Source organism: Thioclava sp. FR2 (assembly GCF_051200875.1).
Lineage (GTDB): Bacteria > Pseudomonadota > Alphaproteobacteria > Rhodobacterales > Rhodobacteraceae > Pseudotabrizicola.
On record NZ_CP195191.1, the window covers coordinates 3436002 to 3451685 of the forward strand.

At 61.1% G+C, this 15684-nt stretch carries 15 protein-coding genes; 5 read left to right on the forward strand and 10 right to left on the reverse strand.

Going from position 1 to position 15684, the window contains the following annotated elements; genetic code table 11:
- Window positions 1–181: 181 nt before the first annotated feature.
- A complete protein-coding gene (locus tag ACSBLW_RS16610; protein ID WP_435257709.1) occupies window positions 182–1246 on the reverse strand; it encodes a hypothetical protein in 1065 nt (354 codons plus the stop codon).
- Window positions 1246–2289 carry a tryptophan--tRNA ligase gene (gene trpS, locus ACSBLW_RS16615; protein WP_435257710.1) on the reverse strand — a complete coding sequence of 348 codons (1044 nt, stop codon included), beginning with the start codon at window positions 2287–2289 and terminating at the stop codon, window positions 1246–1248. The genes ACSBLW_RS16610 and trpS overlap by 1 nt, the downstream gene beginning before the upstream one ends.
- Before the next feature lie 90 nt (window positions 2290–2379).
- Here trpS and ACSBLW_RS16620 point away from each other — a divergent pair, with 90 nt between their 5' ends.
- Window positions 2380–3066 carry a rhomboid family intramembrane serine protease gene (locus ACSBLW_RS16620; RefSeq protein ID WP_435257711.1) on the forward strand — a complete coding sequence of 229 codons (687 nt, stop codon included), beginning with the start codon at window positions 2380–2382 and terminating at the stop codon, window positions 3064–3066.
- A gap of 185 nt (window positions 3067–3251) precedes the next feature.
- Here the strand turns inward: ACSBLW_RS16620 and murJ are convergent, their stop codons facing one another.
- Genes murJ through ACSBLW_RS16635 form a run of 3 tightly spaced genes read right to left on the reverse strand, consistent with a single transcriptional unit; the run spans window position 3252 to window position 8784 of the window.
- The gene (gene murJ, locus ACSBLW_RS16625) at window positions 3252–4799 is read right to left on the reverse strand and encodes a murein biosynthesis integral membrane protein MurJ (protein ID WP_435257712.1); all 1548 of its coding nucleotides are present in this window, start codon (window positions 4797–4799) and stop codon (window positions 3252–3254) included.
- A gap of 10 nt (window positions 4800–4809) precedes the next feature.
- The gene (locus ACSBLW_RS16630) at window positions 4810–7590 is read right to left on the reverse strand and encodes a [protein-PII] uridylyltransferase (protein WP_435257713.1); all 2781 of its coding nucleotides are present in this window, start codon (window positions 7588–7590) and stop codon (window positions 4810–4812) included.
- Window positions 7591–7611: 21 nt separating this feature from the next.
- Complete coding sequence (locus ACSBLW_RS16635) at window positions 7612–8784, reverse strand: penicillin-binding protein activator (RefSeq protein WP_435257714.1); 1173 nt, start codon at window positions 8782–8784, stop codon at window positions 7612–7614.
- An 88-nt stretch (window positions 8785–8872) separates the two neighbouring features.
- On the opposite strand from ACSBLW_RS16635, the gene rsmI reads away from it, so the two are divergent.
- From rsmI to gshB, 3 genes are read left to right on the forward strand one after another with little or no spacing between them, the layout of a single operon-like run.
- The gene (rsmI, locus tag ACSBLW_RS16640) at window positions 8873–9769 is read left to right on the forward strand and encodes a 16S rRNA (cytidine(1402)-2'-O)-methyltransferase (protein WP_435257715.1); all 897 of its coding nucleotides are present in this window, start codon (window positions 8873–8875) and stop codon (window positions 9767–9769) included.
- Window positions 9766–10119: a YraN family protein gene (locus ACSBLW_RS16645; RefSeq protein WP_435257716.1), complete on the forward strand. Its 354-nt coding sequence runs from the start codon at window positions 9766–9768 to the stop codon at window positions 10117–10119. Before rsmI ends, ACSBLW_RS16645 begins: the two co-directional genes overlap by 4 nt.
- Window positions 10120–10177: 58 nt before the next feature.
- Window positions 10178–11122: a glutathione synthase gene (gshB, locus tag ACSBLW_RS16650; RefSeq protein ID WP_435257717.1), complete on the forward strand. Its 945-nt coding sequence runs from the start codon at window positions 10178–10180 to the stop codon at window positions 11120–11122.
- A gap of 113 nt (window positions 11123–11235) precedes the next feature.
- On the opposite strand, the gene ACSBLW_RS16655 is transcribed toward gshB, so the two are convergent.
- The 4 genes from ACSBLW_RS16655 to smpB form a co-directional block, all read right to left on the reverse strand.
- Window positions 11236–12414, reverse strand: a complete 1179-nt coding sequence (locus ACSBLW_RS16655; RefSeq protein ID WP_435257718.1) for an aromatic amino acid transaminase — start codon at window positions 12412–12414, stop codon at window positions 11236–11238.
- A gap of 4 nt (window positions 12415–12418) precedes the next feature.
- On the reverse strand, window positions 12419–13291 hold the full coding sequence (gene sseA, locus ACSBLW_RS16660) for a 3-mercaptopyruvate sulfurtransferase (protein WP_435257719.1): 873 nt from the start codon (window positions 13289–13291) through the stop codon (window positions 12419–12421).
- Window positions 13292–13409: 118 nt separating this feature from the next.
- Window positions 13410–13703 carry a hypothetical protein gene (locus ACSBLW_RS16665; RefSeq protein WP_435257720.1) on the reverse strand — a complete coding sequence of 98 codons (294 nt, stop codon included), beginning with the start codon at window positions 13701–13703 and terminating at the stop codon, window positions 13410–13412.
- Window positions 13704–13825: 122 nt separating this feature from the next.
- Entirely contained in the window at window positions 13826–14305 is a 480-nt protein-coding gene (gene smpB / locus ACSBLW_RS16670) for an SsrA-binding protein SmpB (RefSeq protein WP_435257721.1), read from the reverse strand.
- 53 nt (window positions 14306–14358) lie between these two features.
- On the opposite strand from smpB, the gene ACSBLW_RS16675 reads away from it, so the two are divergent.
- The gene (locus ACSBLW_RS16675) at window positions 14359–14802 is read left to right on the forward strand and encodes an ion channel (protein WP_435257722.1); all 444 of its coding nucleotides are present in this window, start codon (window positions 14359–14361) and stop codon (window positions 14800–14802) included.
- Here the strand turns inward: ACSBLW_RS16675 and ACSBLW_RS16680 are convergent.
- Window positions 14799–15665 (reverse strand): DMT family transporter, encoded by an 867-nt coding sequence (locus ACSBLW_RS16680; RefSeq protein WP_435260144.1) that lies wholly within the window; start codon window positions 15663–15665, stop codon window positions 14799–14801. The genes ACSBLW_RS16675 and ACSBLW_RS16680 overlap by 4 nt on opposite strands.
- Window positions 15666–15684 lie beyond the last annotated feature (19 nt).

A 15684-nucleotide genomic window follows, 5' to 3' on the forward strand; every position in this document is an offset into this window, starting at 1 on the left:
TTCAATTTGCGGCGACTAGACCAGCCGGCGCAGGGAAGGGCAAGGGCAGAAAGCCCCCGGCACCGAGGGGGATATCGGGCCGGGGGAAGACGGGCGGATGCCGGGAAAGGCAAATGGGGACAGGTGTCCGCCCGAGTCGATGGCCTGACTTTGGCGGAGGATTGATTCCGTTTTGTGACGGTCAGAGGCGGTGTCTGATATGGCGCAGGCCACGGCCGCCAAGGGCCGATGCAAGGGCCGAGGCAAGGCTGGCCCCAAGGGCACCAAGACCTATGAGCAGTTCGGTGGCCAGATTAGTGGCGCGCAGAGAGGCACGGAAAAGGCGCGATTTGCCCAAGAGTTCGGCGGCGGCCACCGTGCGCGGGCCAAGGGCCGACGACATGCGCGAGAGGCGGGCGGCATCGGTGGCATCGTCCACCAAGGGCAAGAGGTGCAGCGTGGCCGATGGGCCAAGGGTTTCGGTCACGCGGCCAAGGTCGGTCAGGGTGTTGGACAGGGGCGCTATGGCGTCGGCCCGCAGGAGTTTGGCCAGATCGTCGGTGGAGCGCACGGCGGGCAGGCCCGCCCAGTCAATGCCGGTGCGGGCGGTGGTTGCCGCCATGTCGATCAGGCGTGGCGACATCAGGTCCATGCCGCGCGCCAGTTTTGCGGTGGTCGCGCCCGCTTTGACCGGCAGGGTGGTGCCGCCTGAGGTGAGCGCAAGGCCCGTGGCGGTGAGGCCAGCGATCGACAGGCCAAGGTCGATCTGGTCGATCTGGTTGCCCGTTGCATAATCGACCCCGGCTTGGGCAATGCCCCGAATGTCTTCCAAGGGGGTGAGCAGGAGCGGCACCTTGCAGACCATTGCCGTGGTGAGAGTGCATTTGGCGATATCAAGGGCGCAATCGGCGCAGTCGCCGGCAAGGGCGGCGGGGCTGAAATCGGCCTCGCGGGCGGCGGTAATCTGGGTGGTCAGGTCGTCGGGAAGGGGGATGGCGCGGTCCTTGGCCAAATCCGCAAGCGCGTCCAGTGCCACCCAGTTGCGCGGGGTCTCAGACAGCCGTGCCTCGATACGGGCTGCCAGCGTCTCAGACGTGGCCACCAGCGCAAGTTGGCGGTCGATGCTGGCGGTGATTTCGGCTGTTGTCGCATCGCGCAGGGGGCGCAGCGCGGGATTGGCCCAGATGGTCAACCCCGCTTGCAGGGTCAAGAAGCCTGACGCCAGCAGGGCAAGCGTCAGGATGCCCTTTGTCAGGCGGCGCAGCATCAGCGGCGCGAACGGACCATGCCGGTGATCTCGTAGACCTGATCGACGATCGGGCGCGCGATTGCTTCGGCACGGTCGGCGCCTTCGCCAAGGATGCGGTCGATCTCGGCCGGGTCTTGCATCAGGCGGTTCATCTCGGTCGTGATCGGCGAGAGGACCGAGACGGCCAGTTCGGCAAGGCGCGGCTTGAAGGTGCCAAACTGGGCGCCCGCGAATTCGGTGATGACAGCCTCGGTCGTGGTGTTGGCAAGGGCCGCGTAGATGTTCACGAGGTTCTTTGCCTCGGGCCGGTCCTTCAACCCGTCAAGGCTGTCGGGCAGCGGTTCCGGGTCGGTCTTGGCCTTGCGGATCTTTGCGGCGATGGCATCGGCATCATCGGTAAAGTTGATGCGCGACTGGTCTGACGGGTCAGACTTCGACATCTTCTTGGTGCCGTCGCGCAAGGACATGACGCGGGTGGCCGCGCCTTCGATGATCGGCTCGACCACGGGGAAGAAGTTGACGCCATAGTCGTTGTTGAACTTGATCGCGATGTCGCGGGTCAGTTCCAGATGCTGTTTCTGATCTTCGCCCACCGGCACCATCGTGGCGTGATAGGCAAGGATATCAGCCGCCATCAGGGCGGGGTAGGCAAACAGGCCAAGCGAAACATTCTCGCTGTTCTTGCCGGCCTTGTCCTTGAACTGGGTCATCCGGCTCATCCAGCCCATGCGGGCGACGCAGTTGAAGATCCAGCCCAATTCGGCATGGGCGGAAACCTGGCACTGGTTGAACAGGATCGAGCGGGCGGGGTCGATCCCCGCGGCGATGAAGGCGGCGGCCCCTTCGCGCGTGGCATGGCGCAGCTTGGCCGGATCCTGCCAGACGGTGATCGCATGCATGTCGACAAGGCAGTAGATCGTCTCGATCCCTTCCTCCTGCTTCTCGACAAAGCGCTTCAGTGCGCCGAGGTAATTGCCCAGCGTCAGCCCCCCCGAGGGTTGGATGCCCGAGAAGATGCGCGGCTTGAAGGCAGACTGAGGCGTTTGGACCGGCTCGGTCATGGGTCTCTCCATCTGGAATTTTCTGCCCCCGTGGCGTAATTGAAGGCAAAGGGGGCGTCAATCGCAGCCCGCAAAAACAATGAGGCCAAGATGCAGGATCACAATGCGCCCCCGTTGAACCCCTTGCCGTGGGTTGTCTGGGCCATCGCCTTGCCCATCATCGCGATGGAATTCGTTGTCTCGCTGGCAGGGGGCGGTTTTGTAGGCGGGCCGGAGGGGATTGGCTGGCGCCTTCAGGCGATCGAGCGCTTTGCCTTCTCGCCCGATTACATGCGGTATCTGTGGGAGATCGGCAGCTACGCCCCGGAGGGGATGCTGCGGCTGGTCACTTACCCCTTTGTTCATCTGTCGACCATGCATGCGGTCTTTGTCGTCGTGATCCTCTTGGCCTTGGGAAAGATGATCGGCGAGGTGTTTCGCTGGTGGGCGGTGCTGATCGTTTTCTTTGGCTCGGCCATTCTGGGGGCGCTGGTCTTCACGCTTGTCCTGCCCGGTGTGAGCCAACCCTTGATCGGGGGCTATCCGGCTGTTTACGGCATGATCGGCGGCTTTACCTTTCTGCTTTGGGTCAATCTGGCGGCGGTGGGCGCGAACAAGTATCGTGCATTCACCATGATCGGCTTCCTGCTAGGGGTCCAGCTGGTCTTTGGATTGTTGTTCGGCGGCGGCTGGGAATGGGTGGCCGATGTGGCGGGGTTCGTCACGGGCTTTTTCCTGTCCTTCCTTGTCAGCCCCGGGGGCTGGGCGCGGGTGATGGAAAAGCTTCGCCAGCGGTAATCCCGTAGAATGGCCTCGGCCCTTTATCTTGGTTCAAATATCCTGGGGTGAATTGGGCCAAAGGCCCAAGAGGGGCAAAGCCCCCGCTTTTTCTCTTTTGACGTCGTAAGAGGGGCGCTGCCCCTCGGGGGCCTGTGGCCCCCTCACCCCGGGATATTTTTGCCAAGATAAAGGGGCAAGCGGGATCAGCTCTTCTTGCGGCGCAGGGCGGCCTTGAGGTCGGCCTTTGTGAAGGCGCCAATCAGGCCGCCTATGCCGAAATAGGAAAGGATGCCTGCCGTGATCAGCAGGGCAAGGCCTGCGACGCGAAGGCCGCGTTCGCCCAGCATCGGGCCGAGCACGAGCATCCCGAGCCAGAGCACGACGCCCATTGCCAGAGAGGCTGCGATAATGCGCCAGAGGCGAGCTTTCATCCGGGAATCAAAGGCGGCCTCGGGGCCGATGGCACGGCTGCCGCGCCAAAGTTGGGCGGCCATGATCCAGCCCGAGACGGTGGTGGCGATGGCGGCGGCGGCGAAGCCAAGGAGGGGCATCAGACCAATGGCGAGGGCGGCGTTCACCACCATTGAGGTAAGCGCGTAATTGAACGGTCTGCGGGTGTCTTCGCGGGCGTAGAACAGCGGTTGCAGCACCTTTTGCAGCACGAAGGCGGGCAGTCCGAGGCCGTAGATGGCAAGGGCGATGGCCGTATTGGCCGTGTCATCGGGGCCGAAGGCGCCGCGTTGATAGAGTACCTCGCAGAGGGGCAGGGCGATCACCACCAGCGCCACGGCGGCAGGCAGGGTCAGGGCAAGGGCGAATTCGCTGCCTCGGTTGAAGGCCGACTGGCCCTCGGCGGCGTTGCCTGCGCGCAAGGCGCGCGACAGGGCGGGGAGCAGGGCTGTGCCGATGGCGATGCCTACGACACCGAGGGGCAATTGGTAAAGGCGGTCAGCATAAGCGAGCCATGCCACCGCGCCTTCGGTTTGCGAGGCGACTTGTCTGCCGACGATCAGGTTGATTTGCACCACGCCTCCGGCCAGCAGGGCGGGGCCCGCGATCACGAAGAGGCGTTTCAGATCCGGGGTCCAGCGGGGCAGCCCAAGGCGGAAGGTTTGGCCTGAGCGGCGGGCCGAAAACCACGTATAGCCGAATTGCAGAAGGCCGGTCAGGGGAAGGGTCCAGGCCAGGGTCAGGCCCATGTCCCAGCCGAACTCTTTGGCCAGCAGCATGGCGGCGATGAAGGCGAGGTTCATCAGGACGGGCACAAAGCCCGCCTCGGTGAAGCGGCCCTTGGTCACCAGAACGCCCGAGATCAGAGCGACGAGGCTGACGAAGAGGATGTAGGAAAAGCCGATCTCGCCATAGGCGACGGCGAGGTCAAAGCGCGCATCGCCTGAAAAGCCTGCGGCCATCGCATAGACCAGCGCGGGCATGGCGAGGGTGCCGAGGATCGAGAAGGCCAGCAGAAACCATGCCATCAGGTTGAAGGCGTCTTGGGCGAACTTTCCCGCATCTTCGCCAGCTTCCAGCTTTTTGGAGTAAAGCGGGACGAAGGCGGTGTTGAAGGCGCCTTCGGCGAAGAAGCGGCGGAACATGTTGGGCAGGGATTGTGCCACAAGCAGCGCATCGGCCACGGCCCCCGCGCCAAGGTAATTGGCCATCAGCACATCGCGCGCAAAGCCCGCGCCGCGAGACACCAATGTCCAGCCGCCGAGGGTGATCACATTGCGGATCAGGCTGCGCGAGCTCATGCCGGGTCGGTCATTTTGCAGCGCGCTCCGCGCCTTCGATGATGGCCTGGCGGAGTTTGCGTTCCAGCGCCTCTTGCTTTGACTTGGCGTGAAGTTTCAGGCCGAACATGTCCTTGACATAGAAGGTGTCGACGACTTGTGCGCCATAGGTCGCGATCACGGCCGAGGCGATGTAGATGTTGTTATTGGCCAGGGTGCGCGTCAGATCATAAAGAAGGCCGGGGCGGTCGCGGGTGTCGACCTCGACGATCGTGTAGATGTCGGAGCCTTCGTTATCCAGCGTGATGTGGGTCGGGAAGCGGAACTCGCGTTCGCGTTTCTTGACCTTGTCGCGGTCTTTGAGCGCCTCGCGGGCGACGACTTCGCCTTTCAGCGTCTTTTCGATCATGGTCCGCAGGCGGGGCAGGCGGGCCTCGTCATAGGGATGACCGTCGGCGTCCTGCACCCAGAACACGGCGGTCGCGTAGCCGTCTTTCGAGGTATAGGTGCGGGCATCGACGACGTTCGCGCCGACCAAGGCCAGCGCGCCGGCGAGGCGCGAGAAGATGCCGGGGTGATCTGCAAGCGCAAAGGCCGCGCGCGTGGCGTCGCGGTCGGGTTCGGGGAACAGGTCGATGCGGATTTCATGGTCGCCCAGCCCTTTGAGCAGGCGGGCGAAGACGGCCTGCGTTTCGGTCGTGAGGCCTTGCCAATAGGGCGGGTAATGGCGGGCGAGTTCAGCCCGGAGATCGGCCGGAGGCCAATCGGAAAGCGCCTCGCGCAGGGCCTTTTTCGACTCGTTTTCGCGCTTGTCGCGGTTGACGTTTTCCAGCCCGTTTTCCAGCGCCTCTGCCGTCAGGCCATAGAGCTTGCGCAGGAGCATGGCCTTCCAGTTGTTCCATGTGCCGGGGCCGACGCCGCGGATGTCACAGACGGTCAGCACGGTCAGGAGGTCGAGCCGCTTCTTGGTTTTCACCGCTTTGGCAAAGTCGCGCACGGTGCGCGGATCGCCGATGTCGCGTTTTTGCGCCATGTCGGACATCAGGAGGTGATAGCGCACCAGCCATTCGACGGTTTCCACCTCGTCCGGGGTCAGGCCAAGGCGGGGTGCGATGCGGCGGGCCATTTGCGCCCCAAGGATCGAGTGATCTTCCGGGCGACCCTTGCCGATGTCATGCAGCAGCGTGGCGATGTAGATGACCTTGCGGTTCACGCCCTCTTTCAAGATGCCCGAGGCGACGGGCAGTTCTTCGACCAATTCGCCGCGTTCGATCTGGGCAAGGATCGAGACGCATTGGATGATGTGCTCGTCCACCGTGTAGTGGTGGTAGACGTTGAATTGCATCATCGCGACGATGGCTTCGAATTCGGGGATGAAGGCCCCCAAAACGCCCAGTTCGTTCATCCGCCGCAGCGAACGTTCGGGGTTTCCGTGTTTCAAAAGCAGGTCGAGGAAGATCTGCACGGCTTCGGGGCTGTCGCGCATCTCGTCGTCAATCAAATGCAGATTGGCCGAGATCAGGCGCATGACATTGGGGTGCAGCAAATAGCCGGTTCTGAGGGCTTCTTCAAAGACGCGCAACAGGTTCAGCTTGTCTTTCAAGAAGTCCTTGGGGTTGGTCACATTGATCCGACCCTGGACAAGTTCATATCCGGTCTTGACCCGTTTCCGGCGTTTGAAGATGCCCAGAAGGCTTGCCTCGGGCTTGGCGTGGCGGGCTTCGAGTTCGGTCAGGAAGATCCGGGTGACTTCACCCACACGGGTCGCATGGCGGAAGTAATCCTGCATGAAGATTTCGACAGCGCGCCTGCCCCCCGCATCAAGATACCCCATGCGGGCCGCGACCTCGACCTGAAGATCGAAGGTCAGTTGGTCCATCGCGCGGCCTGCGATGTAATGCAGATGGCAGCGGACGGCCCAAAGGAAATCCTCGGCGCGGCGGAAGGTTTCATATTCCTCGGCGCGGAACAGGCCAACCTGCACCAGTTCACGCGCTGCGCCGACGCGGTGGAGGTATTTGCCGATCCAGTAAAGCGTCTGAAGGTCGCGCAGACCGCCCTTACCTTCTTTCACATTTGGTTCCAGAACGTAGCGCTGACCGCCTTGGCGTTTGTGCCGTTCGGCCCGTTCAGCAAGCTTTGCCTCGATGAATTCGGGGCCGGTATTCTTGAACAATTCGGACCAAAGCTTGTCGGCCAGTTCCGTAGCCAGAGGTTTGTGGCCAGCGATGTAGCGATGTTCCAGAAGGGCCGTGCGGATCGTGATGTCTTCGCGGCCAAGGCGAAGGCAGTCTTTCACCGTGCGGGTGGAGTGTCCGACCTTCAGCTTGAGATCCCAGAGGATGTAGAGCATCGATTCAACGACACTTTCTGCCCAAGGGGTGGTTTTCCACGGTGTGAGGAACAGCAGGTCCACATCCGAGGAGGGCGCCATTTCGGCACGGCCATAGCCACCCACAGAGAGAACGCAGATGCGTTCGGATTCGGTTGGATTGGGCAGGGGGTGCAGGTGTCGGGTGGCCACGCCCAGAGAGGCGGTCACCAGACCGTCGGTCAAGTAGGACTGTGCGCTGACAAGGGCGCGCGAGTTCGTCGGTTGTTCGCTGAAGGCCTGTTGCAAAGCCGCATTGGCGGCGTTGCGGGCGGCCGAGAGGTGCTGCACGGTAATGGTCCGGATCTCTCGCGGGTCGGTCTTGTCCCCGATTTCTTGCGAGATTTCACGCAAGACTCTGTCCGCGTCGATGATGGACGACGCGGGCAGGATCAGGTCTGTCGGGTCCGAAAGCGGCGCGAGGACCGTTGCTGTGACCATGTTGTGTCAGAACTTTCCGTATCAGAAACCAGCGCCACCAAAGCTGCGCGGAGCCGGGTCGATGACCACAACCTGATTGTTGCGGATCTGGGCAATGGCAAGGCCGCGATCATTCAGGCCATCGGCGCGAAGGCGGAAGACGCCATTGACGCCGACAAAGCCTGCCCCATTGGTGAGAGCCGAGCCCGTCAAGGCATTGGACTTTCCCTGTTTGACCAAGGCACCGATGGCGGCAATGCCGTCATAGGCCAGGCCCGAGATCGGATGCGGCGCCTCGCCAAATGCGGCTTGATACCGGCTTTGGAATTGCTGGTAGAGGTTCGGGTCGGGCAGCGCAAACCATCCGCCCTGCACACCCGGAAGGGCAAGGGTCGCAGCAGGAATATCCCAGCGCGTCAGACCGATGAACTGGGTGGCGGCGGGCCCCATGCCGCTATCGGCCAAAAGCTGGCTGACCAAGGGCAGGGCTCCGGCTGTATCGGCAGTCAGGAACAGGGCCTGTGCATTATTGGCCTTGGCTGCGGCTGCGATTTTTGGGGCAGCTTGCACCACACCATTTTGCGAGAATTCATACGAGCCAACCGCGACGACGGACCCGCCGGAACGTGCTACGCCCTGCTCGATGGCTGTGCGGCCAATCAAGCCCGCCTGATTCTGGTCATGCACGATCATGATGCGCGACTTGCCCTGCCGAACGGCATAGCTTGCCAAGCGGGCGGCCGTGTTCTGGAATGTGGGGCCAAGGATAAAGACGTTGCCCCCGGCAATGTCGGGGTTGTTCGAGAAGGCCAGCACATTCACGCCACGAGACGCGGCGGCAACACCGGCGGCGTTGGCTTCCTGAGCGAAAACCGGGCCGAGGATGATCTTGGCGCCTTCGTCGATGGCTTTGATGGCCATGGATTGGGCCTGCCCTGCTTGGCCTGCCGTGTTGTAAACGCGCAGGTCGATCTTGATCGAGCCGAGGTCAGAAATGGCCAGACGTGCCGCGTTTTGCAGCGACCGCGCAAGAAGTTCGTCACTGGCCTGACCAGAGCCTGCCGGAACAAGCAGCGCCACGGGCACTGGAACAGAGGTGTCGATCGAGGGGCCACGCGACGGGGCCGTGGGCTGACAGGCTGCCAGTGCCAAAGTGGTTACGGCGACGGCAATTCGGCCCATCGACTTGCGGGCACGGCTCAAAAGCGACAACATGGAAACTCCCCTTCCCAACGGTGCAGGTCACACTTGCCCGAACTTACGGGCAACGCGGGTGGAAGTAAACTTGCGAGGCACGATATCCATGAGCTCTGGCGACCCTTTGCCCGTCAGCTATGCCGAGATGGCGTCCGAGGCGCGCGCCATTGCGCCGGGGCTGCATTTCCTGTCCACACCGATCGGGGCTGCACGGGATATCACCTTGCGTGCGCTGGATCTTTTGGCCGGCGCGGATGTCTTGGCCGCCGAAGATACGCGCAGTTTGCGCCACTTGATGGAGATACACGGCATCGCCTTGGGCGGTCGGCCCTTGGTGGCCTATCATGAGCATAATGAAGGGCAGGCACTGCCGCGTCTGATGCGCGCCTTGGAAGAGGGAAAGTCTGTGGCTTATGCGTCTGAGGCGGGGACGCCGCTGGTGTCTGATCCAGGCTTTGGTCTGGCCCGTGCTGTGATCGCTGCGGGCCTGCCCATTACCGCGGCCCCAGGGCCATCGGCGGCAATTTGTGCGCTGACTGTCTCTGGCCTGCCGTCGGATCGGTTCCTGTTTGCCGGGTTCATTCCAAGTGCGTCTGGGGCAAGGAAAAGCTTTCTGGAAAACCTCTCTTCGGTTCAGGCGACACTTATTCTTTATGAATCGCCGAAACGCGTTAGGGAAACGTTCAGGGATTTGGTCGAATATTTTGGATCAGATCGGCAAGCCGCGATTTGCAGGGAATTGACGAAAAGATTTGAAGAAGTCTCTCGCGGGGACTTGGGTGCCTTGGCTGCGGATCTGGAGGACCGAGAGGTGAAAGGCGAAATCGTTCTGGTGATCGACCGTGCCCCGGAACGTCAGGCGACAGCAGAAACGGTTGAGGTGGCTTTGGACAAGGCTATGGAGACGATGTCGGTCAAGGATGCAGCAGCGGCAGTGGCAGAGGCTTATGGTTTGCCGCGCCGCCAAGTTTATCAAATGGCTTTGGAACGGGGACGGGGTTGAGCGGGCTGCGGTCCTATCATGCGGGGCGCGTGGCCGAAGATCTTGTTGCCCGCACCTATTCCGATTGCGGACATTTGGTCTGTGCCCGCCGCTGGCGTGGTAGGTCTGGTGAGATCGACTTGATCGCCCGGCAAGGGGACATGGTCGTATTTGTCGAAGTCAAACATAGTGCGACCCATGCTCAGGCAGCGGAAAGCCTTTCGCGCGGGCAAATGCAGCGCATTTGTCGCTCGGCGATGGAGTTTTTGGCCGGTGAGCCGAAGGGACAGGATACAGAGTGCCGCTTTGATCTTGCCTTGGTGGATGGCGCGGGACGTATCGAAATTCTGCACAATGCTTTCGCGGCATAGGGGTTTGCATCTTCTGTCCTGATAGGCCAATGCTTGGGCCGGTTCAGGAGAATGACAGATGCCGTTGAAAGTAGCCTTGCAGATGGACCCGATCGGGTCGGTCAACATCAATGCCGACAGCAGCTTCAGGATTGCGCTGGAAGCGCAGGCCCGCGGGCATTCCTTGTTTTTCTATACGCCAGACAAGCTGGCCTTTGTCGAAGGCCGGGTAATGGCGCGAGGCTGGCCGATCGAATTGCGGCGCGAGGTCGGAAATCATGTGACCTATGGTCCGGAAACCGAAGTTGATCTTGCCGATTTCGATGTGGTCTGGCTGCGGCAAGACCCACCTTTCGACATGGGATATATCACCACCACGCATCTATTGGAGATGATCCATCCAAAGACGCTTGTGGTGAACGATCCTTTCTGGGTTCGCAATTCCCCGGAAAAGCTGCTGGTCCTTCGGTTCCCGGACTTGACGCCGCCGACAGCGATTGCCCGCGATCTGCAGACCATTCGCGCGTTCAAGGCACGCCATGGAGACATCATTCTGAAGCCGCTTTACGGCAATGGCGGGGCAGGGGTGTTCCGGCTGGACCCGAATGACCGCAATCTTTCGTCGCTGCACGAGCTGTTCACCAGTATGAGCCGGGAGCCGATGATCGTGCAGAAGTTCCTGCCCGATGTCTCCAAGGGCGACAAGCGCGTGATCCTTGTCGATGGCGAGCCAGTCGGTGCGATCAACCGTGTCCCGCAAGCGGGGGAAACGCGGTCGAACATGCATGTTGGCGGGCGTCCCGAGAAGATTGGGCTGAGCGAACGGGATCTGGAGATTTGCCGCCGGATCGGACCTGTTCTGAAAGAGAAAGGTCAGGTTTTCGTCGGGATCGACGTGATCGGCAACTGGCTGACAGAGATCAACGTGACGTCGCCGACCGGGATACAAGAGTTGGAGCGCTTTGATGGGACCAATACGGCGGAACGTATCTGGCAAGTGATCGAGGCCAAACGCGTGGTCTAGGGCGCGGCCCTAAGCGTGACGGTGGGAAAGGAAGCAGCCCGCACCAAACGGTGCGGGCCAAATTTTTTCGAAAAAATTTGCCGGACTTTCGAGAAAGTCCGGCGGTGCCCGGTTCAGCCAGCGACTTTCGCAATCGCGGCTGCAAGGACCGGTACGGTCTTGCTGTTCAAACCAGCGATATTGATGCGCGAGTCGCCGACCATGTAGATCGCATGTTCTTCGCGCAGTTTGACGACCTGCTCTTCGCTTAGCCCCAGGCGGCTGAACATGCCGCGGTGATCGGCCACGAAGTCGAAACGGTCCGAATTCGTGGCTTTGCGCAGTTCATCGGCAAGTTGCTTGCGAAGGCCCAGCATGTTCAGGCGAACCTCTTCAAGTTCCGCCTTCCAATCCGCACAAAGGGCCTCGTCTTCCAGAATCATCGTCACAAGGCGTGCGCCATGATCCGGCGGGAAGCTGTAGTTTTGACGGTTCAGGAAGTTCAGATTGCCTTGCACCACGGCCTTGCGGTCAGCTGTCGTCAGCGCGATCAGGATGCCCGTCCGCTCGCGATAAATGCCAAAGTTCTTTGAGCAAGAGGCCGCAATCAGCACCTCGGGGAAGCTTTCTGCCACCAGCCGAGTTGCCGCGGCATCGGCCTCAAGTCCGTCGCCAAAGCCCTGATAGGCCAAGTCGACCAGCGGAACGGCCCCTTTGGCCACCAAGAGATCAACCACCTGCTTCCATTCGCTGGCATTCAGGTTTGCGCCGGTCGGGTTGTGGCAGCAGCCGTGCAGCAGAACGACATCGCCCTTGGCGACCTTGGCCAGATCTTCCATCACACCCGCAGAATCAACGCCGCGGGTTTCAGCGTCAAAGTAGCGGTACTCGGCCATTTTCATGCCGAGGTATTTGATGATCGAAGGGTGGTTCGGCCACGTCGGCGCCGAAAGCCAGACAGTTGCGCCCGGCGTGGCCAGCTTGATCAGTTCAAGCGCCTGACGAATGGCGCCTGTGCCGCCGGGCGTCGCGACGCTGGCGGCACGGTCGCCGTAGCCTGCGCCCAGGATCATGCCGACCATGGCGGCGTTATAGGCGGGTTCCCCTGCCAAGCCGGTATAGGTCTTTGTCTTTTCGGTTTCCCACAGCTGCTTCTCGGCCGCCTTGACAGCGCGCATGACCGGGGTCAGGCCGGTTGCGTCCTTGTAGACGCCGACGCCAAGGTCGATTTTGTCCTCGCGCGGGTCTTCGCGATACATGGCGATCAGTTGCAGGATCTTGTCCTGCGGCTGCGGGTTCAGAACTTCCAGCATGGCTTTATCCTTTGGCGACCGCGAGGTCTTCGTACATGCCCCATTCGGCCCAAGAGCCGTCATAGAGCGAATGGTTGCGATGCCCAACCCGTTCTAGGGCAAGGCTGATGATCGCAGCGGTGACGCCCGATCCGCATGAGGTGATGGCGGGTTTCGAGAGGTCGACACCGGCCTCGGCAAAGACCTGAAGCAATTCTGGCGCCGGTTTCATCGTGCCATCTGCATTCAGAAGGGTTGAGAACGGAACGTTTTTCGACCCCGGAATATGGCCGGATCGCAAACCGGGACGCGGTTCTGGCACCTCGCCACGGAAACGCGGCGCGCCGCGGGCGTCCAGAATTTCCGCCTGCGCCAGCTTTGCGGCATGGGCGACTTGGGTCACATCCTTCACCAGATGGTTCTGGCGGCTGACCGTCATGTGGCGATCACGCACGATCGGCGGCATGTCTTCCAGCTCGTGCCCCTCGGCCTTCCATTTCGGCAGACCGCCGTCCAGCACGGCCACATCCATCTTGCCCATCAGGCGGAACAGCCACCAGACGCGGGCGGCCGAAAACAGGCCCGCACCGTCATAGACCACAACCTGATGGCCGTCACCAACGCCCATGGCACGCATCCTGCTCATGAACTTTTCGGTCGGCGGGGCCATATGGGGCAAGTTCGAACGCAGATCGCTGATTTCGTCGATGTCGAAGAAACGGGCGCCGGGAATATGCGCTTCTTCATATTCGGCGCGTGCATTGCGACCGGCATCGGGCAGGTACCAGCTGGCATCCAGAATCCGCAGGTCGGGATCCTTCATATGGGCAGCCAGCCACCCGGTCGAAACGAGAGTCTTAGGGTCGTCCAAGGGGGACGGTGCGACGAGGTTCGTCATGGGCCATTCTCCTCCGCGCGTGTTAGGTGCGGGATATATCGGCTGACCCAGCAGAGCAAGGCCGCAATCGGCCTTACCCTGCTGAGCGCGGCCGATTGCGACACATGTATTTTGTCTGTTATTTCTTGGTCAGCATCGGTTTGATCGCACCGATGATGGCCATGAGCGCACCGCCGCCGACACCACCCGAGGCGAGCGCGGAAACGATCGAGGCAATATCAAGCCCGCCGGCTGCGGCGGCAGCATCGGCCGCCCCTGCGCCGCCCAGCATGCCAAGGATTTGGCCCCCGAGGCCGCCGCCCAGAATACCCACGACCGAATTAAGTAGGGGGCCCATGCTTTGGTTCTTCAAGACTGCGCCTGCCGCATTACCGCCGATGGCCCCAGCGATCAGTTGAATGATGAGTTCCATATTTGATCTTCCCTTTGACGGGTGCATTGGCACACCCAAGGGCACGACCATTGAGCCAAATCCTCAAGGAAATAAGGGGAAAATTGCACGGATCTTCCCGGTAGTGCCGCCGGGCAGAGTGATCAGTCGCGGAGGCTTTGCTTCAGCAGGCGGCTCTTTTCACGATCCCAGTCACGCTTGGCGCTGGTTTCACGCTTGTCGGCCAACTTTTTGCCCTTGGCGATACCCAGTTTGATCTTCACCATCCCGCGTTCGTTGAAATACATCTTGATCGGGACGATGGTCATGCCTTCGCGCGCTGTTGCATTCCAAAGCCGAGACAACTCGCGTTTGGAAACAAGGAGTTTGCGATGGCGGCGTTCTTCGTGGCCCCAAGTCTTGGCCTGCACATAGGGCGCGATATATCCGTTGATCAGCCAGAGTTCGCCTTTTTCGACCGAGGCATAGCTGTCGCCAATATTCGCGCCACCTTGACGCAGCGACTTGACCTCGGACCCTTGAAGGACGATTCCCGCCTCAAGATCGGATTCGATATGGTAATCGAACCGCGCCCGGCGGTTTTCGGCAATCAATTTTGAATTTGGGTCAGATTTCGTGGCCATGATTGCCCCGAGATAGGTGAGAGTAGCGGCCAAGTCCAGATCAGGGTAGTGAAATGATCCTTCAGCTTGTCATCGGTTCGTCGCTTTTGCTGCTTTCCATCGTGATTGCGGCCAGTTCGGCGCTGGTTCTGGAATGGCTGTTTACCGTGGCAAATCCGTGGCTGATGCGGGAACCACACCGGCCCAAACTGGTGCTGCTTTTGATCGGAGTCTCGATCTGGGTGCTGGGCGTGATCACCGCTGGCGTCTGGATGTGGGCTTTGGTGTTTCGGGCCGTCGGGGCGCTTCAATCGCTGGAAGAAGCCGTCTATTTCTCGCTAGTGTCATACACCACGCTTGGATTTGGCGACGTCGTCCTGCCCAAGGAATGGCGCATATTGTCCGGTATGGCCGGGGCCAATGGTTTCCTGAACTTTGGTCTGCTGACCGCCTTGATGGTCGAGGCCCTGCGCCATGTCCGGATTGGGCAACACGAGGTTCGGCGGCAGAAAACCTAGGCTTTGCGGTTGGCGCGGGCCAAGGCATAGATGCCCGAAGCCACGATAAGGGCCGAGCCAAAAAGCGTCCATTGGTCAGGACGCTCCCCAAAGACCAGCACCGCAAGAATCAGTGCAAAGACCAGACGTGTATAGCGGAATGGCGTGACGAACGAGACTTCGCCCGTTCGCATCGCAGAGGTCAGGGCGTGATAGCCGATGATTGCGAAAATGGCTGTTCCGGTCAGCAGACCTAATCCTTGAAGGTCGGGCATGCGTGCCCCGCCCGAAAACGCCAAGAGGATGCCTCCGGCGCTGGCCAGCATGGCAAATCCGGCAAGACCCAGTTGGCGGTTGGACAAGACCTTTGGCGCAGCACGGGTGGCAAGGTCACGTCCGGCAAAACCGACCATACCGGCAAGGGCCAAAAGTGACAGCGTTGAAAAACCGTCTAGACCCGGTCGTAGTATGATAAGGACGCCAACAAACCCGACAGCGACAGCCGACCAGCGTCGCCAACCCACGGTTTCACCAAACAGGACAGCGGCGGCGGCAACGACCAGAAGCGGTGTCGCCTGCAAGATTGCCGAAGTAATGGACAAGGGCGTGAGGGCGATGGCCAGCGAATAGAACAGGCGGCCAGCAATTTCGAAACCCGAACGGATGATCAGCGCCCGGTGCAGGAAGGCGCGGGGCAGGGGCGGCTCTTTGCGAAGCAGGGAGAGCAACCCGAAGAACACCATACCGCTGAGGCCGACAATCAGGATCACCTGCCCAAGCGGCATCTTGTTGGCCGCAGCCTTCAAAAACATATCTTCGACCGCAAAGCCCGCCATCGAGGCGGTCATGAAGGCCGCGCCGCGAAGATTGTCATTCAGGGGCATGCGAAGAACCGATCTTTGT